The following is a 22,749-nucleotide window of genomic DNA, read 5'->3' as shown; positions in this document are numbered from 1 at the left end:
CGCAAGGAGTAGAAGGAGCACCCCCATGTCCAAGATCGCCCTGTTCGGCGCCAACGGCGCCATCGGCAGCCGCGTCCTCGACGAGGCCCTGGAGCGCGGCCACGAGGTCACCGCGGTGGTCCGGGACCCCGCGAAGCTCACCAGAACCCACCCGAAGCTCACCGTGACCGCCGGTGACGTCCTCGACCCGGCCGCCGTGACCGCGGCCGCCGCGGGCCAGGACGTACTGATCAGCGCGGTCGGCGGGGGCGACGGGCCCGGCCACCTCGCCACCATCAAGCCCTCGGCCGAGTCCCTGGTGGCCGGCCTGCGGAAGCTGGGCGCCGAAGCGCCGCGGCTGATCGCCGTCGGCGGCGCGGGGTCGCTGCGCACGCCCGACGGCAAGCAGGTCTGGGACGCGGACGGACTGCCGGAGTTCCTGCTGCAGATCATGCACGCGCACGGCGACGCGCTGGACTTCTACCGCACCGTCACCGACGTGCGCTGGACCAACCTCAGCCCGGCGGCGCAGATCGCCCCCGGCACGCGTACCGGCGGCTACCGCACCGCCACCGACGACCTGGTCACCGCGGCGGACGGCAGCAGCCGGATCTCCACCGAGGACTACGCGGTCGCCCTCCTCGACGAGGTCGAGCAGCCCCGCCACATCGGCGAGCGCTTCACCGTCGGCTACTGAGCCGCCGGAGCCGCACCCCGGCCCGGCGCCGGCAGGTGCCGGGTGAAGAAGGAGCGGACGTGGTGCCGCACCGCGGGCACCGTCCGCGCGGGACCGGCCGTGCCCACCAGCGCGGCCCGGCCCGCGGCCGTCATCAGCCCGGCGGCCTCCAATTGGGGCGCCGTCGCCGCGAAGTCGGTGAAGGACCAGTGCGCGGCGCCGTCCAGCCGCCGGCGGAGCACGTGCCGCGGCGAGCGGCCGAGCAGCGCCGACCAGCCGCGCTCCAGGCCCGCGCGGTCCGCGAAGCCGTCGGTGCCCAGCAGGAGCAGCGGCCGGTCCACCCCGTGCGCCGCCACCGGGAACAGCTCGCCGTCCTGGCCGGGCGCGCCCCCGGGGTGGTCCAGATAACCCTCCAGATCGACCGCCGCGGCGATGCGGCGGTCCTCGTACAGCGCCTCGGCGACCGCCGTGCCGCCCGCCGAGTGCCCGTACGCGCCCACCCGCCGCAGGTCCAGCGCCCGCCCGAGGCCCGCGGGCAGCGGCCGCCCCGCCGCGTCCGGGTTCCGCCCGGCCGCCACGACGGCCAGCCGGCCCTGTACGAAGCGGAGGTCGGCGAGGCGCGTGTCGAGGGCGGTGCGGAAGAGCCCCGGGTCCGTCCGCGGATCGCCCCGGAAGACGGTCGCCCGTACCGCGTCCCGGTACGCCGTCCGGTACGGGAACTCCACCGCGCAGGCGTCGCCGGGGTGGTCGACGGTCACCACGACGTACCCGTGGCTCGCCAGGTCCTCGGCGAGGGTGGTGCCCAAGGTGCGCGGGTCGCCGCCGCCCGGGCTGTACAGCAGCACCGGTCGCGGTACGGGCTGCGCGGGCGCGCCCCGGTGGGAGTGGGTCCGGGTGGCCGCCCAGTCCACCCCGGCCTTCGGCAGTTCCGGGTGCATGAGGGGAGCCAGCGTCCCGAACAGCTCCGCCGCGCCGTCCGTCAGCTGCCGGGCGACCGGGTGGCCGTGCACGGCGGCGGCCGGGTAGTACACCGTGGCCATCACCTCCCGTACGGGGATCGCCGGGTCCCACGGGTCGCGCCGGGCGCGGTCGACCAGGTACAGCGTGGTGACCCCGGTCCGGTGCGGGCCGGTCGGCGCCGGCAGCCGCAGGGTCATGCCCCCGGCTGCCCCGGCCGGTACGGCGACGGCGCCGCCCGCGGCCAGCAGCGCGGCGGTCAGTACGAAGGTTCTGCGCAGCACGGTTCCCCCTTGTGTCGTGGGTCGGCCCCTGCGTGAATGGCGGGGCGTGCTCCGCATGCTGGCGTCCGAGGGGGAGGCCGGGCGAGGGTTCAGGTCCTGCCCGAAACGATGGCGCGGGGCGACCAGGGGGAGTAGTGATCCGGATCCACTTCACGGCCGCCGACTTCGCGCGGGTCCGGTTCGCGGCCCGGCCGGCCCCGCTGCAGGAGCTGAACGTGGCGCTCGGCATGATGTGCCGCCCCGATCAGCGGCTGCTCTTCGGGCGCTGGCGGCAGCGGCTGCTGCGGTCCCTGCCGGCCGCCACCGGGGCGCTGCGCGAGCTGATCCCCGGTACGCAGGCCCCCGCCTTCATCGACAGCTCCAGCGACAGCCTCGCCGAGGGCTGGGACGCGCTCCGCGCGTCCCGCCCCGCGTTCGTCCGCGCCGAGATCGCGCGGGTGCACGCCGGGCGGACGGCACCGCCGCCGTGGGTGCGTGGCCTGCACGGGGGCGACGACGACGCCTGGGAGGTGCTGCGCCGCGCCCAGTACGCGGCCTTCGACACGGTGCTGCGCCCGGTGTGGCCGCTGGTGCAGGACCTGCACCGGGCGGAGTTCACCCGGCACGCGCTGGCCGTCGCCGAGCACGGTGTCGGCGCCGCGCTCACCGCGCTCGTCCCCGGCACCCGGCTGTGCGGCGCCGTCTGGGAGCTCGACGGGTCCACCGGGCGGGACATCGAGCTGCGCGGCCGCGGCGTGCTGCTCCTGCCCACCTTCCACTGGAGCGGCCACCCGCTCCTCTCCCGCCTGCCCGGCCGCCCGCTGGTCGTGACGTACCCGGCGGGGCCGGGCGTGCCGCTGCCGCGGGACGGCGCGGGCGGCGCCGACGACGCGCTGGCCGCGGTACTCGGCCGGCCCCGGGCCGAGGCGCTGCTGCTGCTCGCGGAGGAGCACACCACCAGCGGGCTCGCCCGGCGGCTCGGCGTCAGCAACGCCAGCGCCTCCGCGCACGCCGCCGCGCTGCGCGGCGCGGGACTGCTCACCACGGTCCGCGCCGGCCGGGCGGTACTGCATCGGCGCACCCCGCTCGGCACGCTGCTGATACGGGGCCGGACATGACGAAGGCCCGGCCTGCTTCCGCAGACCGGGCCTTCACCGTTGGGGTGAGTAACGGGACTTGAACCCGCGACATCCTGGACCACAACCAGGTGCTCTACCAGCTGAGCTATACCCACCATGACCGGTGCTGTGTGGTGTCTTGTTCCCCACCGGCTGAAGAAAAGTGTACAGGGTCCGAAGGGGTGCTCGCTCCCGGCTTTCCCCCCTGCCGGGAGCGAGCTGCGTCACTGTCCGCCCGCGCGCTGCGCCTCGTGGGTCTCAGCGGGCAGGACGTGCTTGGCCGCGATCGCCTTCGCGGTGTCGGAGTCGGGCCCCGGCTGCGGCACGAAGACCGCCTCCCGGTAGTACCGAAGCTCCGCGATCGACTCGCGGATGTCGGCGAGCGCCCGGTGGTTGCCGTTCTTCTCCGGGCTGTTGAAGTACGCCCTCGGATACCAGCGCCGGGCCAGCTCCTTGACCGACGAGACATCGACGATCCGGTAGTGGAGGTAGTCCTCCAGCTCCGGCATGTCGCGCAGCAGGAAGCCGCGGTCGGTGCCGACGGAGTTGCCGCACAGCGGGGCCTTGCCCGGCTCCGGTACATGACTCTTGATGTAGTCCATGACCTGCCGCTCGGCGTCGGCGAGGGTCGTCCCGCCGTCCAGCTCCGCCAGCAGTCCCGAGGTGGTGTGCATCTCACGCACCACCTCGGGCATGGTCTCCAGGGCCTCGGCGGGGGGACGGATCACGATGTCCACCCCCTCGCCCAGGATGTTCAGCTCCGAGTCGGTGACCAGTGCGGCCACCTCGATGAGCGCGTCGTTCGCCAGCGAGAGCCCCGTCATCTCGCAGTCGATCCACACCATGCGATCGTTCATGCGTCTCACCCTACGGGGCGCTCCCGCTGGCTGGGCAGCACCGGGCGTCCGGTGGAGCGGCCGACGGCGGGTTCGCCGAGCCGGGACGCGTAGGCGTCCGACTCCGGTTTGCCCGGTTCGTGCGCACCGAACGGAGCGCCGTGACCCGGTACTGAGGCGTGTGCCCCGAAGCGCTCGGCCGCCGGGGTTCCCGTGCGGTCCAGGCGCTCCGGCCGCTCGGCCGAGCGGACCGAGGACCCTGGTGGTTCCCCGGTGCCGTTCTGTGGCCGCCGGGCGCGGTAGGCCGCCCGGTAGGCCGCCGGGGAGGACCCCAGCTGCCGCCGGAAATGACCACGCAGCGCGACGGGGGAGCGGAAGCCGCAGCGGCCCGCCACCTCGTCCACCGAGTAGTCCGACGTCTCCAGCAGACGCTGTGCCTGCAGTACGCGCTGAGTGATCAGCCACTGCAGGGGAGCGCTCCCAGTAAGTGAGCGGAACCGGCGGTCGAACGTCCGGCGGCTCATGTAAGCGCGCGCGGCGAGCGTCTCCACGTCGAACTGCTCGTGGAGGTGCTCCAGCGCCCAGGCGACGACCTCGGCCAGCGGGTCGGCGCCGATCTCCTCTGGTAATGACCTGTCGAGATAGCGCTGGTGCCCCAACTCCGACGCGGTGCGCCGGGGCGGCACGACCAGCCGGCGGGCGAGCGCGTTGGCCGCGTCGGCGCCGTGGTCGGTCCGCACGATGTGGAGGCACAGGTCGATACCGGCGGCCGTGCCCGCGGACGTCAGCACATCGCCGTCGTCGACGAACAGTTCGCGCGGATCGACATGGACGGACGGGTAACGCTTCGCGAGCGTCGGTGCGTACATCCAGTGTGTGGTCGCCGGGCGGCCGTCCAGCAGCCCTGCGGCCGCCAGTACGAACGCGCCCGTGCACAGCCCGACGATGCGGGCCCCTTCTTCGTGCGCGCGCCGGAGTGCGTCCAGCGCGGCAGGTGGTGGTGCCTGGGTGATCGAACGTCAGGCGGGCACCACGACGGTACCTGCCCGGGAGATCGCCTCCAGGCCGTATGGAGCGGAAAGCTCCAGTCCGCCGGTCGTGCGCAAAGGCGCATCTTCGCCCGCGCACACGAGCAATCGGTACCTCGGCACGCCCGCGTCCTGGCGGTCGATGCCGAATACGGAGAGCGGAATGGAGCTCTCGAAAATCGGGCCGCCACTGAAGAGGAGCACCGCGACTACTTCGCGGCGTCGTCGGGCGGCGAGCTTGCGTGCGGCATCTGGTACGGCAGCGGAGTCCTGGCTCATGGCACTAAGCCCCCCTCGGTCGTCTCGCCCTCTCGGTCCTGCACTGTTCCCCCGCCGTGATTGCCAAGATCGAATCTACTGTGTCCCGTGAGGATGGAGTGCCAAGTTCACCACCTGCTGGTAAGTCGATATGGCAACTTGGCGCGAAGCATTCGATCACGAAGCGTTCCACTCGTGGGCCTCGCTGGGAAGTACGCGTCTCGCCCCTGCCCGCCCGTCGTAGGGCACAACCACGCCGTGCGGTCCTTTCCGGCCTGTTCAAAGGCCGGTTGCGGGTCGCTTTTGCCAAGGGATGTGCCGGGGGTCGAACTTGGCTGAAAAGGGTCGCGGGCACTCGTGCGAGCACCGCCGGAGTCGTGCGGAAGCGCCTCAATCCCCCGGCGTGCGCCCCCCGCCATGACGCCCGCCCCGGTGCGCCCCCAGGCCCGTTCTGCCGTGCCGTCCGCGGTGCACGGAGGCCCGTTCGACGGCCAGCCGGGCGGCGGTCCGCTCCGACTGCCGCAGCAGCGCCCGGCAGGCGCACGTGACCGCGGTGAGACCGATGGCGGTACCGGCGGCGCCGACGGGCGACGAACCGCACACGAGAAGGACAAGCGGAACCAGCGCGCAGCTGAACGCGCCCCAGCGGACCACGTCGCTCACGGGGTCCGTCGGCGGGTGCGGCGTACCGGGCAAGGGGGGCTCCTTCCGAGTGCTCCACGCCGACCGCGCGGACCACTAGGACAACGCCGCCGGCCACGGGGAGTCACCGCGTTGGGTACGGACGGAGCAGAGGCGGCGGTACCGGAGCAGAGGCGTCCGTATCGGAGTCGGGGCGTCCGCATGAAGGAGTCGGGGCGTCCGTATGAAGGGGCGGCGGGCCATTGCCAACGGCGCGACGCTCCGGCATGCTCCGGGGAACGTTCGGGGGCGCTGTCCGGTCAAAAGGGACAGTCGCCGTTTACGGAGGCCCTGGGCAGGGGAGGAGTGGCGCCGTACTCTTGGGGTAAGGGGTTGGGAAGATGATTCCCGGCCGTATTGTTCGGCATTGAACCATCGCCGTCGCCCCGCTCTCCGCCCAGCTCAGTCAACTCCCCGAACAAGTCAATCGCCGTTCCCCTCCGCCTCTGGGTACGAGGGCTCCCCTTCGCCGAGACACTCATGGCCGGTCACGAATTCTCTGATCCCGCGGACCGCAAGCAGGTCGCCGATCCGATGGCGGACCTCGAAGCGGCGGAACAGTCACGCCACTCCTGCGACCCCGCCTTCCAGCACGGTGTGGTGGTGGGCTTCGACGGCTCGATGTCCAGCGAACGGGCCCTGGCCTACGCCATCGGCATGGCGCGGCGCTCCGGCTCGGGCCTGATCATCGTTCATGTCGCCAACCGGCTCCCGACGACGGTGTGGGCGGGCTGTGAGCCGCCGGTCTTCGTCGACGTCCCCGACCACCGCACCGAGGTCCTGGGGCTGGAGCTGGCCTGCGCCGACCATCTCTCCGAGCTCTCCTGGATCCTGGTCGAGCGGGGCGGCGACATCTGCCACGAACTGGAGGAGGTCGGCCGGGAGTACGCGGCCGACGCGATCGTGGTCGGCTCCACGCACGGCATCGTCGGGCGGATCTTCGGCTCGGTCGCCGGGCGGCTGGCGCGGCGCGCGCAGCGTCCGGTGATCGTCGTCCCGTGAGGGCCGGCGGCCCTCCTCTTCCGTACGTATTCGGCCTCACCCCTCGTCCACCTGGTGACGTCACCTCGGCGTGACGAGGCGTCATACCCCGGTAGTAGTCGACAAATCTACTGACTCGTAGAGGTGGGTTGTGCGTCGGCGAGGGGTACAAACCTTCACACGACGTGCTGCCGCCCGGGTGTGACGGTTCCCGGGAGGGCGGCATCACTGCCGGCGTTAGGGCGACGCCGGCATCGAAGAGGCGGAGCCTCGCCCGTATGGTGGCGCGAGCGAGGCCCCGCCTCTTTTTGCAGCTCAGCGGGGGTGCGGGGTTACTCCACCGTCACCGACTTCGCCAGGTTGCGGGGCTTGTCGATGTCGCGGCCGAGGGCCAGGGCCGTGTGGTAGGCGAGGAGTTGGAGCGGAATGCCCATGAGGATGGGGTCCAGCTCGGGCTCGTTCTTCGGTACCACGATCGTGTGGTCGGCCTTCTCCTGCTCGGCGTGCGCGACGGCGAGGATGCGGCCGCTGCGGGCCTTGATCTCCTCCAGCGCCGCGCGGTTCTTCTCCAGCAGGTCGTCGTCCGGGACGATCGCCACGGTCGGCATCGCCGGCTCGATGAGCGCCAGCGGACCGTGCTTCAGCTCGGAGGCCGGGTACGCCTCGGCGTGGATGTAGGAGACCTCCTTGAGCTTCAAGGACGCCTCGCGCGCCACCGGGTAGCCGCGGACCCGCCCGATGAACATCATCGACTTCGCATCCGCATACAGTTCGGCGAGCTTCTTGATCTCGGCTTCGCCGGCCAGGATCTCGGTGATCTGCGCGGGCAGCCGGCGCAGGCCGTCGATGATCCGCTTGCCGTCGGCGACCGACAGGTCGCGGATGCGGCCCAGGTGCAGCGCGAGCAGCGCGAAGGAGACCACCATGTTGGTGAAGCACTTGGTGGAGACCACGCAGACCTCGGGCCCGGCGTGCACGTAGATGCCGCCGTCGGTCTCCCGGGCGATCGCCGAGCCGACGACGTTCACCAGGCCCAGCACGCGTGCGCCCTTGCGCTTGAGCTCCTGGACGGCGGCGAGCACGTCGTAGGTCTCACCGGACTGCGAGACCGCCACGTACAGCGTGTCGGGGTCCACGACCGGGTTGCGGTACCGGAATTCGGAGGCGGGCTCGGCGTCCGAGGGGATGCGGGCCAGCTCCTCGATCATCTGCGCGCCGATCTGGCCCGCGTGGTACGAGGTGCCGCAGCCCAGGATCTTGACCCGGCGGACGCCGCGCGCCTCGCGCGGGTCCAGGTTGAGGCCGCCCAGGTGCACGGTGGAGAAGCGGTCGTCGATCCGGCCGCGCAGCGCGCGGTCCACCGCGTCCGCCTGCTCGGAGATCTCCTTGTGCATGTACGTGTCGTGCGCGCCCATGTCGTAGGACTCGGCGGCGTACTCGACGGTCTCCGGGGAGGACGTCGTGCGCGAGCCCTCGGTGGTGTACGTGCGGTAGTCGTCGGCCTTCAGGGTGGCCATCTCGCCGTCGTCCAGGGTGACGACCTGGCGGGTGTGCGAGACCAGCGCGGCGACGTCGGAGGAGACGAACATCTCCTTCTCGCCGATGCCCAGCACGACCGGGGAGCCGTTGCGCGCGACCACGATGCGGTCGGCGAAGTCGGCGTGCAGCACGGCGATGCCGTACGTGCCCTCGATGTGCCGCAGCGCCTCGCGGACCTTCTCCTCCAGCGTGGCGGCCTGCGAGCGGCCGATGAGGTGCGCGAGGACCTCGGTGTCGGTCTCGGAGGCGAACTCCACGCCGTCGGCGGTCAGCTTCGCGCGCAGCTCGGCGGCGTTGTCGATGATGCCGTTGTGGACGAGGGCGACCTTGCCCTCGGCGTCCAGGTGCGGGTGGGCGTTCTCGTCGTTCGGCGCGCCGTGGGTGGCCCAGCGGGTGTGGGCGATGCCGGTGGTGCCGGCGAAGCGCTTCGGCAGCCGCGACTCCAGCTCGCGGACCCGGCCCTTGGCCTTGGCGGTCTTCAGCCCGCCGGCCTTGCCGGAGGCGTGGATGGCGATGCCGGCGGAGTCGTAACCGCGGTACTCCAGGCGCTGCAGGCCCTCAAGGAGCAGCGGCGCGACATCGCGTTTGCCGATATAACCGACGATTCCACACATGTGGGTTGACCCTCCCGGATTGACGGTGCGTAGGTGCCCGGCGTCTCAGCCGTAGACGAGGCGGCGCAGCTGGCGTATCGAGAGCTCGGGCGGGGCCACGGCGCGGTGCGGCAGCTCGTGGGCGATCCGCTCGAAGATGGCGTCGTTGCGCAGGCCCTGTGCCTGCAGTTCGCGGTGTCTGCGGCGCACGAACGTCTCGGCCGTCTCGTCGAAGTACGCGAGCACGTCCTGGATCACCCGGACGGCCTCGCCGCGCTGCAGCGGCGTACTGCGTACCAGGTGTTCTACGAGGTCCTCGTGGGACGGACGGCGATCGAGCACTCGTCGATAGTGCGGTGCCGGACGCGCTTTCGCAAGAAATCTGCCCGCTTTCGGGCAAACGGCCGTCCGCCAGGGGTGGATATTGGTCTACACCTTGACCCTTCGTGTGGCGCACGGTACGCAAGGTGAGCGTTCGGTTGCTCCATGCCCTGCACGAAGCCTGCCGAAGGGATCACCCGTGTCACTCGTCAGACCGTACAGACTGTTCTGTTCCCTCTTTTTGGTGGCCGCGGCCGGCCTGGGTACGGCGGGCGCCGCCCCCGCGGCCGGGCGCCCCGCCGCGGACCCCGTGCCCCTCGACCGGCTCGTGCCCGCACCCGTTTCCGTCCGGCCCGCGCACGGCTCCTACGCGCTCACCGCCCGTACCGCCATCCGCGTCCCCGGCGCCACCGCCGAGTCGAAGAAGGTCGCCGGCTACCTCGCGGACGTGCTGCGGCCGTCCACCGGGTACGCGCTGCCCGTCACGACCCGCGGCGGCGGCGACGGCATCGTGCTCCGGCTGGGTGCCAAGGGGCTGGGGGAGGAGGGCTACCGGCTGACCGTCACCGGCCGCGCGGTGACCCTCAGCGCGAGCCGCCCGGCCGGCCTCTTCCACGGCGTCCAGACGCTGCGCCAGCTGCTGCCTGCCGCTGCGGAGCGCCGTACGAAGCAGCCAGGGCCCTGGGCGATCGCCGCCGGAACGGTCACCGACACCCCGCGCTACGCCTACCGCGGCGCGATGCTGGACGTCTCCCGGCACTTCTTCTCCGTCGAGAAGGTCAAGCGCTACATCGACCAGCTCGCCCTCTACAAGATCAACAAGCTGCACCTGCACCTCTCCGACGACCAGGGCTGGCGCATCGCGATCGACTCCTGGCCCCGGCTGACCACGTACGGCGGCTCCACCCAGGTCGGCGGCGGCCCCGGCGGTTACTACACCAAGGCCGACTACAAGGAGATCGTCCGGTACGCGCAGAGCCGCTATCTGACCGTCGTCCCCGAGATCGACATGCCGGGCCACACCAACGCGGCCCTCGCCTCGTACGCCCAGCTGAACTGCGACGGTACGGCCCCGCCGCTCTACACCGGTACGAACGTCGGCTTCAGCTCCTTCTGCGTGCCGAATCAGGTGACGTACGACTTCGTGGACGACGTCCTCCGCGAGCTCGCGGCGATGACCCCGGGCCCGTACCTCCACATCGGCGGCGACGAGGCGCACTCCACGAGCCACGAGGACTACGTCACCTTCATGAACAAGGTGCAGCCGGTGGTCGCGAAGTACGGCAAGACGGTGATCGGCTGGCACCAGCTGACCGGCGCGACGCCCGTGAAGGGCGCGGTGGCGCAGTACTGGGGCTACGACGCGACAGCCGCGGCCGAGAAGGCGCAGGTGGCCGACGCGGCGAAGAAGGGGACGCGGCTGATCCTCTCGCCCGCCGACCGGGCCTACCTGGACATGAAGTACACCAAGGACACCAAGCTCGGCCTGAGCTGGGCCGGATACGTCGAGGCGCAGCGCTCGTACGACTGGGACCCGGGCAGCTACCTCCCGGGCGCCCCGGCCGGCTCCGTCCTCGGCGTCGAGGCGCCGATGTGGTCCGAGACGCTCTCGGAGAGCGACCAGGTGGAGTACATGGCCTTCCCGCGGCTCCCCGGCATCGCGGAGCTGGGCTGGTCGCCGGCGAGCACGCACGACTGGGACACCTACAAGGTGCGCCTCGCGTCCCAGGGTCCGCGCTGGGACGCGATGGGCATCGACTACTACAGGTCGCCGCAGGTGCCGTGGCCTACCGATTGATGGTCACAGCCCCATCTCCCGCGCGATCAGCATCCGCTGGACCTCGCTCGTGCCCTCGCCGATCTCCAGGATCTTGGAGTCGCGCCACATGCGGGCGACCGGGTACTCGTTCATGAAGCCGTAGCCGCCGTGGATCTGGGTGGCCTCGCGGGCGTTGGTGACCGCGATCTCCGAGGAGTACAGCTTCGCCAGCGCGGCCTCCTTCTTGAAGCGCTCGCCGTGCACCAGGCGGGAGGCCGCGTCGCGCCACGCCAGCCGGGAGGTGTGGGCGCGCATCTCCATGTCGGCGAGCTTGAACTGGATGGCCTGGTTCTCCCCGATCGGCTTCCCGAAGGACTTCCGCTCCTTGGCGTACCGCAGCGACTCGTCCACGCAGCCCTGCGCGAGGCCCGTGGCCAGCGCCGCGATGGCGATCCGGCCCTCGTCCAGGATGCGCAGGAACTGGGCGTAGCCGCGGCCCTCCTCGCCCAGCAGGTTGGCCGCGGGGACGCGGACGTCGGTGAAGGACAGCTCGCGGGTGTCGGAGGCGTTCCAGCCGACCTTGGAGTACGGCGCCGCGACCGTGAAGCCGGGGGTTCCGGACGGCACGATGATCGCGGAGATCAGCGGGCGGCCGTCCTCCTTGTGACCGGTCACCGCCGTGACCGTCACCAGCCCCGTGATGTCCGTCCCCGAGTTGGTGATGAAGCACTTGCTGCCGTTGATCACCCACTCGTCGGTGGCCGCGTCGAGACGGGCCGTGGTGCGCGTCCCGCCCGCGTCGGAGCCGGCCTCCGGCTCGGTCAGCCCGAACGCGCCGAGCATCTCGCCCGAGCACAGCTTCGGCAGCCAGGTCTGCTTCTGCTCCTCCGTGCCGAAGTGGTAGATCGGCATGGCGCCGAGCGAGACGCCGGCCTCCAGCGTGATCGCCACCGAGGAGTCGACCCGCGCCAGCTCCTCCAGCGCGATGCCCAGGGCCAGGTAGTCGCCCCCCATCCCGCCGTACTGCTCGGGGAACGGCAGCCCGAACAGGCCCATCCGGCCCATGTCGCGGACTATCTCGTACGGGAACTGGTGGTTCTCGTAGTACTCGCCGATCTTCGGGGCGACGACGTCGTGCGCGAACGCCTCGACCGTGGTGCGCAGTTCTTCCAGCTCGGCGGGGAGTCGGTGGTCCAGGGACATGGGGGTCACTCCTTGTGGGAGTCGAGGGGAGTAAGGGCGCGGACGGTGCGGGACGGGCTCGGCCGGCCCAGCCGGCCGGCCATCCACACGCTCGTGGCGGTCAGCCGGTCCAGGTCGACCCCGGTCTCGATGCCGAGGCCCTGGAGCATCCACACCAGGTCTTCCGTGGCGAGGTTGCCGGTGGCGCTCTTGGCGTACGGGCAGCCGCCCAGGCCGCCCGCCGAGGCGTCGACGGTGGTGACGCCGTGCTGCAGCGCGGCCAGGGTGTTGGCCAGCGCCTGTCCGTAGGTGTCGTGGAAGTGGACGCCGAGCACGTCCGTGCCGACGCCCGCTTCGTTCAGGGCGTTCAGCAGGGCGGTGACGTGGCCGGGCGTGGCGACGCCGATGGTGTCGCCCAGGCTCAGTTCGTCACAGCCCTGGTCCAGCAGCGCGCGGCAGACCCGTACGACCTGGGCGAGGGGCACCGGGCCCTCCCAGGGGTCGCCGAAGCACATGGAGAGGTAGCCGCGGACGTGCGCGCCCGCCTCCTTGGCGCGGGCGACGACCGGCGCGAACATCGCCAGCGCCTCGTCGACCGTGCGGTTGAGGTTGGCCTTGGCGAAGGACTCGGTCGCGCTGCCGAAGACGGCGATCCGGTCCGCGCCGAGGGTCAGCGCCCGGTCCAGGCCGCGCTCGTTCGGTACGAGCACGGGCAGCCGTACGTCCTTCCCGAGGTCGCGCACCATTGGGAACAGCCGCTCGGCGTCGGCCAGTTGGGGCACCCACTTGGGGTGTACGAAGCTGGTCGCCTCGACCGTGTCCAGGCCCGCGGCCGCCAAGCGGCGGATGAACTCCGCCTTGACCTCGGTCGGTACCACGGTCTGTTCGTTCTGCAGCCCGTCCCGCGCGCCGACCTCGTGGATGCGGACCCGGGCGGGCAGGCCGGGCGCGGGGACGGCCATCGGCAGTCCCGCGGGTCCCTCGGTCATGACGTCTCCTTGTCCGGAGCGGGCTCCTCGTCGGGGGTGATCACGGCCAGTACCTGGTCCATGGCGACCGTGCTGCCCGGCGTCACGTCCAGTTCGGCGACGGTGCCCGCGTGCGGTGCCGAGATGACGTGCTCCATCTTCATCGCCTCGACCACCAGCAGCCCCTGACCTGCGGTGACGTGGTCACCGACGGCGGCCTTGACGACCGTGACCGTGCCGGGCATCGGGGCGGTGAGGGAGTCGGCGCCGTGCACCCCGGCCGCGCCGCTGAGCGTGGCCGCCACCGGGTCGTAGTCCTGCACGTGCCAGGCGTCGCCGTCCCGGCCGAGCCAGTCCCCGGCCCGTACGAAGGTGTGCCGCACGCCGTCGACGGTGACCGCGACGCGGTCGGCGGTGACCTGGCCGCTGCCCGTCACCTGTACGGGCTCGTGGCCGGGCACCCGCAGCCAGAAGGCGAGGGGAGACGGCTCACCGCCCAGCCGCCAGCCGCTCGGCACGGAGAACGGATCGGTCCAGCCGCCGCCGGACGGGGCCGGTTCCAGCGCGGCCCGGCGCACCGCCGCCCCGGCCGCGTACACCTCCTCGGGCACGTCCTGGTCCACCAGGCCGTCCGCCTCCCGCTCGACCAGCCCGGTGTCCAGCTCCCCGGCCACGACCGCCGGGTGCCCGAGCAGTCGGCGCAGGAAGCCGGTGTTCGTGGGCACGCCGAGGATGACCGTTTCGGCGAGCGCGGCCCGCAGCTTGCGCAGCGCGGTGGCGCGGTCCGGGCCGTACGCGATGACCTTGGAGAGCATGGGGTCGTACAGCGAGCCGACCTCTGTGCCCTCCGACAGCCCGGAGTCGGTCCGGACGCCGTCACCCGACGGCTCGCGCAGCGCGAGGACCGTGCCGCCGGACGGCAGGAAGCCGCGGGACGGGTCTTCCGCGCAGATCCGGGCCTCCACCGCGTGCCCGGTGAGGGTGATGTCCTGCTGTACGTACGGGAGTTCCTCGCCCGCGGCGACCCGCAGCTGCCACTCGACCAGGTCGATGCCTGTGACCAGCTCGGTGACCGGGTGCTCGACCTGGAGTCGGGTGTTCATCTCCATGAAGAAGTACGAGGAGGGGGCGTCGCCGGGGACGATGAACTCGATGGTGCCCGCGCCCCGGTAGGCGCAGGAGCGGGCCGCCTGGACGGCCGCCTCGCCCATCGCCGCGCGCGTCGCCTCGTCCAGCAGGACGCTCGGCGCCTCCTCGATGATCTTCTGGTGGCGGCGCTGGAGGGAGCACTCGCGCTCCCCGAGGTGGACGACATTGCCGTGGCCGTCGGCGAGCACCTGTATCTCGATGTGCCGGGGGCGGTCGACCCAGCGCTCGACGAGGAGGGTGTCGTCGCCGAACGAGCCGCGGGCCTCGCGCCGCGCCGCGGCGATCTCGTCGGCCAGCAGCGCCTCGTCCCGTACGAGCCGCATGCCCTTGCCGCCGCCGCCCGCCGAGGGCTTCAGCAGCACCGGCATGCCGATCTCCCGTGCCGCCGCGGCCAGTTCGGCGTCGGTCAGGCCGCTGCCGGACGAGCCCGGTACGACGGGAACGCCCGCGGCGCGCACCGTCTCCTTCGCCCGGATCTTGTCGCCCATCAGGTCGATGGCGTCGGCCGACGGGCCGATGAAGACCAGCCCGGCGTCCGTGACAGCGCGCGCGAAGGCGGCGTTCTCGGCGAGGAAGCCGTAGCCGGGGTGGATCGCCTCGGCGCCGCTGCGCCGGGCGGCGTCCAGCAGCGCGTCGATGCGCAGATAGCTTTCTGCGGCGGCCGGCGGGCCGATCCGCACGGCCGTGTCCGCCTCCCGTACGTGCCGGGCGTCCGCGTCCGCGTCGCTGAAGACGGCGACCGAGCGGATGCCCAGGGAGCGCAGGGTACGGATCACGCGGACGGCGATCTCGCCGCGGTTGGCGACCAGAACAGTGCTGAACATGGTGGAGGTCCTCACATCCGGAAGACGCCGAAGGCGGGGTCGGTCAGCGGGGCGTTGGCGCAGGCGGTGAGGGCCAGACCCAGCACCTGCCGGGTCTCCATCGGGTCGATCACGCCGTCGTCCCAGAGCCGCGCCGTCGCGTAGTAGGCGTTGCCCTGCGTCTCGTACTGCTCGCGGATGGGGGCCTTGAAGGCGTCCTCCTCCTCGGCGGGCCACTCCTCGCCGCGCGCTTCGAGCTGGTCGCGCTTGACCGTGGCGAGGACGGACGCCGCCTGCTCGCCGCCCATGACGGAGATCTTGGCGTTCGGCCACATCCACAGGAAGCGGGGGGAGTACGCGCGGCCGCACATGGAGTAGTTGCCCGCGCCGTACGAACCGCCGATCACGACGGTCAGCTTCGGCACCCGTGTGCAGGCCACCGCCGTGACCATCTTGGCGCCGTGTTTGGCGATGCCGCCCGCTTCGTAGTCCCTGCCGACCATGAAGCCGGAGATGTTCTGCAGGAAGACGAGTGGGATGCCGCGCTGGTCGCACAGCTCGATGAAGTGCGCGCCCTTCTGCGCCGACTCGGAGAAGAGGATGCCGTTGTTGGCGACGATGCCGACCGGGTGGCCGTGCAGGTGCGCGAAGCCGGTGACCAGCGTCTGGCCGTACTCGGCCTTGAACTCCGCGAAGCGCGAGCCGTCGACGAGCCGGGCGATGACTTCACGGACGTCGTAGGGGGTGCGGGAGTCGGTGGGGACCATGCCGTACAGCCCCGCCGGGTCCGCCTTGGGCTCCTCCACCGTCCGTACGGTCCAGGGGAGCGGCGCGCGCTCGCCGAGCGTCCCGACGATCGTGCGGACGATCCGCAGCGCGTGCGCGTCGTCCTCGGCGAGGTGGTCGGTGACGCCGGAGGTACGGGAGTGCACCTCGCCGCCGCCCAGCTCCTCGGCCGTGACGACCTCGCCGGTCGCGGCCTTCACCAGCGGCGGGCCGCCGAGGAAGATCGTGCCCTGGTTCCGCACGATCACCGCCTCGTCGCTCATCGCGGGGACGTACGCGCCGCCGGCCGTGCACGAGCCGAGGACCGCCGCGATCTGCGGAATCCCGGCGCCGGACATCCGGGCCTGGTTGTAGAAGATCCGCCCGAAGTGCTCGCGGTCCGGGAAGACCTCGTCCTGCATCGGCAGGAAGGCGCCGCCGGAGTCGACGAGGTAGACGCAGGGGAGACGGTTCTCCAGGGCCACTTCCTGGGCGCGGAGGTGCTTCTTGACCGTCATCGGGTAGTACGTGCCGCCCTTGACCGTGGCGTCATTGGCGACGATCACCACCTCGCGGCCGCTCACCCGGCCGATCCCCGCAATGACGCCCGCCGCCGGGGCCGCGTCCCCGTACATCCCGTCCGCCGCCAGCGGGGCCAGCTCCAGGAAGGGGGAGCCGGGGTCCAGCAGGGCGTCCACCCGGTCCCGGGGCAGCAGCTTGCCGCGCGCGGTGTGCCGCGCCCTGGCCTTCTCGCCGCCGCCCAGCCGGGCCGCCGCGAGCTTTGCGCGCAGCCGGCCAACGAGCTCGCGGTGCGCGGCCTCGTTGGCCCGCCAGGAATCCGCCGCCGGATCGGCGGCGCTCCCCAGCACCGGTGCCTGCTCCATCGTCCACCCGCCCCTTGTTCAGTGGTCGCTGTTACTGGTCGCTTCGTGGTCGCTTTGGTGGTCACTGTTAATGGTCGTTAACGGCGTTCGCCTTCAGGTTAACGAGCACTAACCCGCCTGTCTACAATTGGAGCCATGAGCAGCACCAAGGCCCCCGCCACCGTCAGCCGCCGCGAGCAGATCCTCAAAGAGGCCGCCCGGCTCTTCGCCGAGCGCGGCTTCCACGGCGTCGGCGTGGACGAGATAGGAGCCGCGGTCGGGATCTCCGGTCCCGGCCTGTACCGCCACTTCGCCGGCAAGGACGCGATGCTCGCCGAGCTGCTGGTCGGCATCAGCGAGCGGCTGCTGGACGGCGGCCGGCTGCGGGTCGCCGACGGCGGCGAGAGCGCCGAGGAGGTGCTGCACGCGCTGATCGAGGGGCACATCGACTTCGCCCTGGACGACCGCCCGCTGATCACCGTGCACGACCGGGAGCTGGACCGGCTGCGCGAGGCGGACCGCAAGCGGGTGCGCCAGCTGCAGCGCCAGTACGTCGAGCTGTGGGTCGAGGTCGTCCGCGAGGTCTACCCGGCCTGCACGGAGTCCGAGGCGCGCGCCGCCGTGCACGCCGTCTTCGGCCTGCTGAACTCCACGCCGCACCTGAGCCCGCGGGCCAGCCTGCCGCCCCGCACGGCCACCGAGGCGCTGCTCAAGCGGCTGGCGCTGGGCGCGCTCGCGGCGGCGGCGGACCCGGACCGGCAGCCGATGGGGTGATCCCCTTCACGTGGTCGCACGCTGATTGAACCCTGGACAGCCGACGTGACTGCCCGGTAGCTTTCGCTGAGCAAGCGCTTAGACAGCGTAGTGAGTCGGGATTGGCCAGGAGGCGGTTGTGCAGCGGACGGTATTCAACGAGGACCACGAGGCGTTCCGGGACACCATCCGCGCCTTCATCGAGGGCGAGGTCGTGCCCGTCTACGACGAGTGGTTCGCCGCCGGGCAGGTGCCCCGCGAGTTCTACTCCAAGCTCGCCGAGCTGGGCCTCTTCGGCATCAACGTCCCCGAGGAGTTCGGCGGCGCCGGCCTCGACTCGCACAAGTTCGAGGCGATCCAGTACGAGGAGACCGCCCGCGCGGGCGTCAACTTCGGCGGCTCCGGCGTGCACGTGCTGCTCGCCCTGCCGTACATCAAGATGCTCGCCACCGACGAGCAGAAGAAGCGCTACCTGCCGAAGTTCGTCTCCGCCGAGGAGATGTGGGCGCTGGCGATGACCGAGCCGGGCACCGGCTCCGACCTCGCGGGCATGAAGACCACCGCCAAGCTCTCCGAGGACGGCACCCACTACGTCCTCAACGGCGCCAAGACCTTCATCACCGGCGGCGTGCACGCCGACCGCGTCATCGTGTGCGCCCGCACGTCCGCCCCGAAGGAGGACGACCGCCGCTTCGGCATCTCCCTCTTCGCCGTCGACACCAAGTCCGAGGGCTACTCCGTCGGCCGCAAGCTGGACAAGCTGGGCCTGCGCACCTCCGACACCGCCGAGCTGGCGTTCGTCGACGTGAAGGTGCCGGCCGAGGACCTGCTCGGCGAGGAGAACAAGGGCTTCCACTACCTCGGCAAGAACCTGCCGTCCGAGCGCTGGGGCATCGCCTACGGCGCGTACGCGCAGGCCAAGGCCGCCGTCCGGTTCGCGCAGCAGTACGTCCAGGACCGCACCGTCTTCGGTAAGACCGTCGCGTCCTTCCAGAACACCAAGTTCGAGCTGGCCGCCTGCCAGGCCGAGGTGGACGCCGCCGAGGCCGTCGCCGACCGCGCCCTGGAGGCCCTGGACGCGGGCGAGCTGACCGCGGCCGAGGCCGCCTCCGCCAAGCTCTTCTGCACCGAGGTCGCGCACCGCGTCATCGACAAGTGCCTCCAGCTGCACGGCGGCTACGGCTACATGAACGAGTACCCGATCGCGCGTCTGTACGCGGACAACCGCGTCAACCGCATCTACGGCGGCACCAACGAGGTCATGAAGTCGATCATCGCGAAGTCGATGGGCCTCTAGGCTGCCCGCGTGAACGACGCACTCCAGTCCCTCCTCGACCTGCTCACCCTGGAGCAGATCGAGGAGGACATCTACCGCGGGCAGTCACGCGCCGCCGTGGTCCCCCGGGTCTTCGGCGGCCAGGTGGCGGCCCAGGCGCTGGTCGCGGCGGGCCGTACGGTCCCCGCCGACCGCCCGCCGCACTCCCTGCACGCGTACTTCCTGCGCCCCGGGGACCCCGGCGCGCCGATCGTCTACACCGTCGACCGCATCCGCGACGGCCGGTCCTTCACCACCCGCCGGGTCGTCGCCGTCCAGCACGGCCAGCAGATCTTCCACCTCACCGCGTCCTTCCACGCGCACGAGGAGGGCCTGGAGCACCAGGAGCCGATGCCGAAGGTGCCGGACCCGCTGACCCTGCCGACCGCCGCCGAGATGCTGCCCCGGTACGCCGACCGGTTCGTGGCCGAGGGCGTGGCCGAGCGGCTGCTGGAGGCCCGGGCCGCGGTCGACCTGCGGTACGTGGACGCGCCGCCGTTCGCCACCGCCGGTGAGGTGCGCGAGCCCCGCTCCCAGGTCTGGTTCCGTACCCAGGGCAAGCTCGACGGCGACACCGGCATCCCCCGGCCGCTGCTCGACATCTGCCTGGTCACCTACGTCTCCGATATGACGCTGCTGGACTCCGTGCTGCTCGCCCACGGGCGCGGCGGCTGGGCGGTCGGCGACGTGGTCGGCGCGAGCCTGGACCACGCGATGTGGTTCCACCGGCCGGTGCGCGCCGACGAGTGGCTGCTGTACGACCAGGAGTCGCCGACCGCACAGGGCGGCCGGGGCCTGGGCAAGGGCCGGATCTTCACGGCCGAGGGACAGCTCGCGGTCTCGGTGATCCAGGAGGGCGTGATCCGCACGCCGCGCGCCTGAGAGCCTGAGTCCTCCCAGGAGGGACGGCCCTCATCGGGCATACTCCCGCTTCATGGGCCGGACAGAGGAAGCGCGTGACATGTCCGGAGGGGGCGAGGGCGAGAGCACGGCGACCGTCCTCGTCGCCGCCGGGGCCAACCTCGGCATCGCCGCCGCCAAGGCCGTCGGCGGCGTCCTCAGCGGCTCCAGCGCGATGCTCTCCGAAGCCGCGCACTCCCTCGCCGACACCGTCACCGAGCTGCTGCTGCTCACCGCCCTGAAGCGCAGCGAGAAGCCGGCCGACGAGGACCATCCGCTCGGCCACGGCCAGGAGCGTTACATCTGGGCGCTGCTCGCCTCCGTCGCCACCTTCGTGGGCGGCGCGGTCTTCTCCATCTACGACGGCGTCCACACCCTTACCCACGGCGAGGAGCTGGGCGACCCGCTGGCCTCCTACGTGATCCTCGCCGTCGCCTTCCTCCTGGAGGGCTACTCGCTGCGCACCGGACTGAAGCAGGCGCGCGTGGAGGCGGCCCGCTTCGGCGTGCCCCTGGGCCAGTACCTCCACCACACCCCGGACACCGCGGTGAAGGCCGTCGTGATGGAGGACTCCGCGGCGCTGGCCGGCCTCCTGCTGGCTGCCGGCGGGCTGCTGGGCGGGCAGCTCACCGGCTCGGGCGTCTGGGACGGCGTGGCGGCGATCCTGATCGGGCTGCTGCTGGTGTACGTCGCGTGGGTACTGGGCCGCAGCAACGCCCGGCTGCTCATCGGGCGCTCGCTGCCGCCCTTCCTGCGGAACGCGGTACGGGAGCAGCTGCGCGAGGTACCGCACGTGGTGGACGTGCTGGAGCTGGTCACGATCGTGCAGGGGCCGCGCGAGGTGCTGATCGCGGCGAAGGTCGACTTCCGTGACATGGCCACCGCCGCGGAGATCGAGTGGGCCTGCGAGGACGCCGAGCGCGCCCTCCGCGCCCGCTTCCCCGCCGTCCGCCGGGTCTTCCTGGACCCGACGCCCGGGGCGGGGCAGCGGCGGCCGGGAAGGGACTGAGCCGCCGCTCAGCCGTCCAGCCCCGCCGCGTGCAGCAGGTAGGCCGTCAGCGGGTCGTAGTAGCGCGGGCTGCGGACGTGGTCGTCCAGGGGGACCGTGACCTGGACGGTGCCCTCCGCCTCGGCCAGGAAGAGCGCCGGGTCGTTCGAGTCCGCGTAGCCGACGGCGTCGATGCCGCGCTGCCCCGCGCAGCCCGCCCAGCCGTGGTCCGCCACCACCAGGTCCGGCAGCGCCTCGCCCGCGGCCTCCAGACCGTCCAGGATCGCCGCCATCGGGGCCGGCGAGTGCGTGTGCCACAGGGTCGCGCCCCGCTCGACCATCGCGACCTGGCCGAACTGGAAGACCACGCCGTCGTCGGCGGTCAGCCCGTCCGGGATCACCACGATGTCGCAGCCCTGCGCCCGCAGCGCGGCGGCCGTGGCGATGTGCACGTCCAGCAGCCCGCCCGGGTGACCGGTCGCGAGGAGCACCCGCCGCCGGCCGGCGGCCGCCTTGCGCAGCACCGCCGCCATCCGGTCCAGCGCGTCCACCGTCAGCTCGGGGTCGATGGTGTCCTGGCCGTGGCGGTGGTCCGGGTCGTCCACGACGCCGCAGCGCTCGGCCATCACGGCGAGCACGTCCTGCTCGTCTCTCCAGCGGTCGCCCAGCTCCAGGCCGAACCAGTAGTGGCGGTCGCCGTTGGCGAGCTTGCGGTAGTGGTCGAGGTTGTTCTCGCGGGGCGTGGCGACGTCACCGGCGATCCGGGTGCGTACGAGGTGCTCGACCAGTTCGGCGCGGCTGGGGGCGGGGGCGGAGGTTATCGGCATGAGGCCCATTGTGCCGGTGCGGATCAGTCCGGGGCGGGGGAGTTCCGCCGCGTGGACACCTCGCGCGGCCCGCCGTGTCTACGATCGCGGTGTTCCGGCGGCTCGGTACGGCGAGGGGGAGCACGGGTGAACGGGCGGGCGGCCAGGCCGCCGTGGCAGGTACGGATCAGGCCGGCGGGCGGCGACGGAGTACTCGGCGGTGGCGTGCTGTGCGCCAACGGAACGGTGCTGACCTGCGCACATGTCGTCGGACCCGGGGGCGGAGGGGACGGCGGGGGCGGCGGGCCGGCCGGGGTCCTGGTCGACTTCCCCTTTCTGGAACGCGGCCACGGCATCCCGGCCGGCATCGTGCTCAGCCGCGCCGAGACCCCGGTCGGCAGCCCGGACGACGTCGCCGTGCTGCGGCCCGCACGCGTACCGGCCGGCGCCTGCGCCGCGCCGCTGGACGAGGTCGACGACCCGGCAGGGCACGGCTTCGACGCGTACGGATTCCCCGCCGGGCACCCCGACGGGGTGTGGGCCACCGGCCGGCTGGACGGCCGCACGGCGGGCGGGCTGATCCAGTTCACCGTGCCGAGCGCACAGGGCTACTCGCCCGCGCGCGGCTTCAGCGGCTCGCCCGTGTGGGACCGGGACGCCCGCGTCGTCGTCGGCATGGTGACTGCCGTCGACCGGGACGCGCGGCTGCGGACCGCGTACGCGGTGCCCGTGGACGGGCTGCGCGCGCACTGGCCGGAGCTGACCGAGCCGTACCCGGTACGGCTGTGGGTGCACGACCCGTACGGCGCGCCCGCCCGGCTGGTGCCGCTGCGCACCACGGGCCGGGACCGGCACACGTACTGGGTGGGGCGGAGCAGCGGTACGGGCACCGAGGCGGACATCCTGCTGGCGTCGCGGGCGCCGCACGTGGTCAGCCGCTGGCACTGCCGGCTCGCGTACGAGTGGGGGCAGTGGTTCGTGGAGCTGCCGGTGGCCGGGCCGCGGGTCTTCGTGCGGCACGTGGGGAACGAACTGCCGCAGCCGGTGCCGCAGGACGGCCGGACGCGGCTGCGCAACGGCGACACGGTCCTGATCGAGGCCGCGCGCCGCTCCGGCGACGCCACTTCCGACGGGGCGCGGGCGCACTGGGAGCTGGAGTTCGTCGACGACGGCCAGACCAGCTCGCTCGGCTGACCCGTTTTCACCCCCCAACTCCCTTACTCACGGGTCGTTTTCGCTATACACCACTCGAAGGAGTGACGGGCGGG

19 protein-coding genes, 1 tRNA gene and 1 pseudogene are annotated in these 22,749 nt (G+C 72.1%); 9 read left to right on the top strand and 12 right to left on the bottom strand.

All coding sequences use genetic code 11. The annotated features are described in order from the left end of the window. Positions 1-25 precede the first annotated feature (25 nt). Positions 26-676, top strand: coding sequence for an NAD(P)-dependent oxidoreductase (locus ACZ4MH_RS06960; protein WP_351601935.1), 651 nt, complete (start codon positions 26-28; stop codon positions 674-676). Here ACZ4MH_RS06960 and ACZ4MH_RS06955 read toward each other — a convergent pair. Further along, entirely contained in the window at positions 670-1,896 is a 1,227-nt protein-coding gene (locus ACZ4MH_RS06955) for an alpha/beta hydrolase (RefSeq protein WP_351601932.1), read from the bottom strand. The two genes, ACZ4MH_RS06960 and ACZ4MH_RS06955, sit on opposite strands and share 7 nt — an antisense overlap. Positions 1,897-2,030: 134 nt before the next feature. On the opposite strand from ACZ4MH_RS06955, the gene ACZ4MH_RS06950 reads away from it, so the two are divergent. Beyond that, the gene (locus ACZ4MH_RS06950; protein WP_467754328.1) at positions 2,031-2,993 is read left to right on the top strand and encodes an ArsR family transcriptional regulator; all 963 of its coding nucleotides are present in this window, start codon (positions 2,031-2,033) and stop codon (positions 2,991-2,993) included. A gap of 40 nt (positions 2,994-3,033) precedes the next feature. On the opposite strand, the gene ACZ4MH_RS06945 is transcribed toward ACZ4MH_RS06950, so the two are convergent. The 4 genes and pseudogenes from ACZ4MH_RS06945 to ACZ4MH_RS06930 form a co-directional block, all read right to left on the bottom strand. After that, a tRNA-His gene (locus tag ACZ4MH_RS06945) sits at positions 3,034-3,109 on the bottom strand. 108 nt (positions 3,110-3,217) lie between these two features. Continuing rightward, the gene (gene orn / locus ACZ4MH_RS06940; RefSeq protein WP_351598456.1) at positions 3,218-3,850 is read right to left on the bottom strand and encodes an oligoribonuclease; all 633 of its coding nucleotides are present in this window, start codon (positions 3,848-3,850) and stop codon (positions 3,218-3,220) included. Positions 3,851-4,100: 250 nt separating this feature from the next. Next, positions 4,101-5,136 (bottom strand): annotated as a pseudogene (locus ACZ4MH_RS06935) (GlxA family transcriptional regulator); the annotation flags it as partial. A 369-nt stretch (positions 5,137-5,505) separates the two neighbouring features. Further along, complete coding sequence (locus tag ACZ4MH_RS06930) at positions 5,506-5,811, bottom strand: hypothetical protein (protein ID WP_351598459.1); 306 nt, start codon at positions 5,809-5,811, stop codon at positions 5,506-5,508. 465 nt (positions 5,812-6,276) lie between these two features. Here ACZ4MH_RS06930 and ACZ4MH_RS06925 point away from each other — a divergent pair, with 465 nt between their 5' ends. Continuing rightward, entirely contained in the window at positions 6,277-6,798 is a 522-nt protein-coding gene (locus ACZ4MH_RS06925) for a universal stress protein (protein WP_351598462.1), read from the top strand. Between the two features lie 311 nt (positions 6,799-7,109). On the opposite strand, the gene glmS is transcribed toward ACZ4MH_RS06925, so the two are convergent. Together glmS and ACZ4MH_RS06915 are read right to left on the bottom strand one after the other, a co-directional pair. After that, positions 7,110-8,930: a glutamine--fructose-6-phosphate transaminase (isomerizing) gene (gene glmS / locus ACZ4MH_RS06920; RefSeq protein WP_351598465.1), complete on the bottom strand. Its 1,821-nt coding sequence runs from the start codon at positions 8,928-8,930 to the stop codon at positions 7,110-7,112. Between the two features lie 45 nt (positions 8,931-8,975). After that, positions 8,976-9,251: a hypothetical protein gene (locus ACZ4MH_RS06915; RefSeq protein ID WP_030250040.1), complete on the bottom strand. Its 276-nt coding sequence runs from the start codon at positions 9,249-9,251 to the stop codon at positions 8,976-8,978. 178 nt (positions 9,252-9,429) lie between these two features. On the opposite strand from ACZ4MH_RS06915, the gene ACZ4MH_RS06910 reads away from it, so the two are divergent. Further along, complete coding sequence (locus tag ACZ4MH_RS06910) at positions 9,430-11,028, top strand: beta-N-acetylhexosaminidase (protein ID WP_467754324.1); 1,599 nt, start codon at positions 9,430-9,432, stop codon at positions 11,026-11,028. A gap of 3 nt (positions 11,029-11,031) precedes the next feature. Here ACZ4MH_RS06910 and ACZ4MH_RS06905 read toward each other — a convergent pair whose 3' ends face one another. Genes ACZ4MH_RS06905 through ACZ4MH_RS06890 form a run of 4 tightly spaced genes read right to left on the bottom strand, consistent with a single transcriptional unit; the run spans position 11,032 to position 16,740 of the window. Beyond that, positions 11,032-12,192: an acyl-CoA dehydrogenase family protein gene (locus ACZ4MH_RS06905; RefSeq protein WP_351598473.1), complete on the bottom strand. Its 1,161-nt coding sequence runs from the start codon at positions 12,190-12,192 to the stop codon at positions 11,032-11,034. Positions 12,193-12,197: 5 nt separating this feature from the next. Then, the gene (locus ACZ4MH_RS06900; protein ID WP_351598476.1) at positions 12,198-13,160 is read right to left on the bottom strand and encodes a hydroxymethylglutaryl-CoA lyase; all 963 of its coding nucleotides are present in this window, start codon (positions 13,158-13,160) and stop codon (positions 12,198-12,200) included. Beyond that, positions 13,157-15,112 carry an acetyl/propionyl/methylcrotonyl-CoA carboxylase subunit alpha gene (locus tag ACZ4MH_RS06895; RefSeq protein WP_351598478.1) on the bottom strand — a complete coding sequence of 652 codons (1,956 nt, stop codon included), beginning with the start codon at positions 15,110-15,112 and terminating at the stop codon, positions 13,157-13,159. Before ACZ4MH_RS06895 ends, ACZ4MH_RS06900 begins: the two co-directional genes overlap by 4 nt. Before the next feature lie 11 nt (positions 15,113-15,123). Beyond that, the gene (locus tag ACZ4MH_RS06890; protein WP_351598480.1) at positions 15,124-16,740 is read right to left on the bottom strand and encodes a carboxyl transferase domain-containing protein; all 1,617 of its coding nucleotides are present in this window, start codon (positions 16,738-16,740) and stop codon (positions 15,124-15,126) included. Between the two features lie 135 nt (positions 16,741-16,875). Here ACZ4MH_RS06890 and ACZ4MH_RS06885 point away from each other — a divergent pair, with 135 nt between their 5' ends. The 4 genes from ACZ4MH_RS06885 (at position 16,876) to ACZ4MH_RS06870 (ending at position 20,696) form a co-directional block, all read left to right on the top strand. After that, positions 16,876-17,493, top strand: a complete 618-nt coding sequence (locus tag ACZ4MH_RS06885; RefSeq protein WP_351598482.1) for an SACE_7040 family transcriptional regulator — start codon at positions 16,876-16,878, stop codon at positions 17,491-17,493. A 118-nt stretch (positions 17,494-17,611) separates the two neighbouring features. Beyond that, complete coding sequence (locus tag ACZ4MH_RS06880; protein ID WP_351598485.1) at positions 17,612-18,769, top strand: acyl-CoA dehydrogenase family protein; 1,158 nt, start codon at positions 17,612-17,614, stop codon at positions 18,767-18,769. A gap of 9 nt (positions 18,770-18,778) precedes the next feature. Further along, complete coding sequence (locus ACZ4MH_RS06875) at positions 18,779-19,669, top strand: acyl-CoA thioesterase (protein ID WP_351598488.1); 891 nt, start codon at positions 18,779-18,781, stop codon at positions 19,667-19,669. A 79-nt stretch (positions 19,670-19,748) separates the two neighbouring features. Further along, positions 19,749-20,696 (top strand): cation diffusion facilitator family transporter, encoded by a 948-nt coding sequence (locus tag ACZ4MH_RS06870; RefSeq protein WP_351598490.1) that lies wholly within the window; start codon positions 19,749-19,751, stop codon positions 20,694-20,696. Between the two features lie 8 nt (positions 20,697-20,704). Here ACZ4MH_RS06870 and ACZ4MH_RS06865 read toward each other — a convergent pair whose 3' ends face one another. Beyond that, positions 20,705-21,502 (bottom strand): phosphatase, encoded by a 798-nt coding sequence (locus ACZ4MH_RS06865; protein WP_351598492.1) that lies wholly within the window; start codon positions 21,500-21,502, stop codon positions 20,705-20,707. Between the two features lie 126 nt (positions 21,503-21,628). On the opposite strand from ACZ4MH_RS06865, the gene ACZ4MH_RS06860 reads away from it, so the two are divergent. Then, positions 21,629-22,675 (top strand): trypsin-like peptidase domain-containing protein, encoded by a 1,047-nt coding sequence (locus ACZ4MH_RS06860; RefSeq protein WP_351598494.1) that lies wholly within the window; start codon positions 21,629-21,631, stop codon positions 22,673-22,675. Positions 22,676-22,749 lie beyond the last annotated feature (74 nt).

Source organism: Streptomyces sp. NPDC026301, from assembly GCF_055567935.1.
The sequence above is the reverse complement of the archived record's forward strand: the minus strand, read 5'-3'. Positions and strand labels throughout refer to the sequence as shown.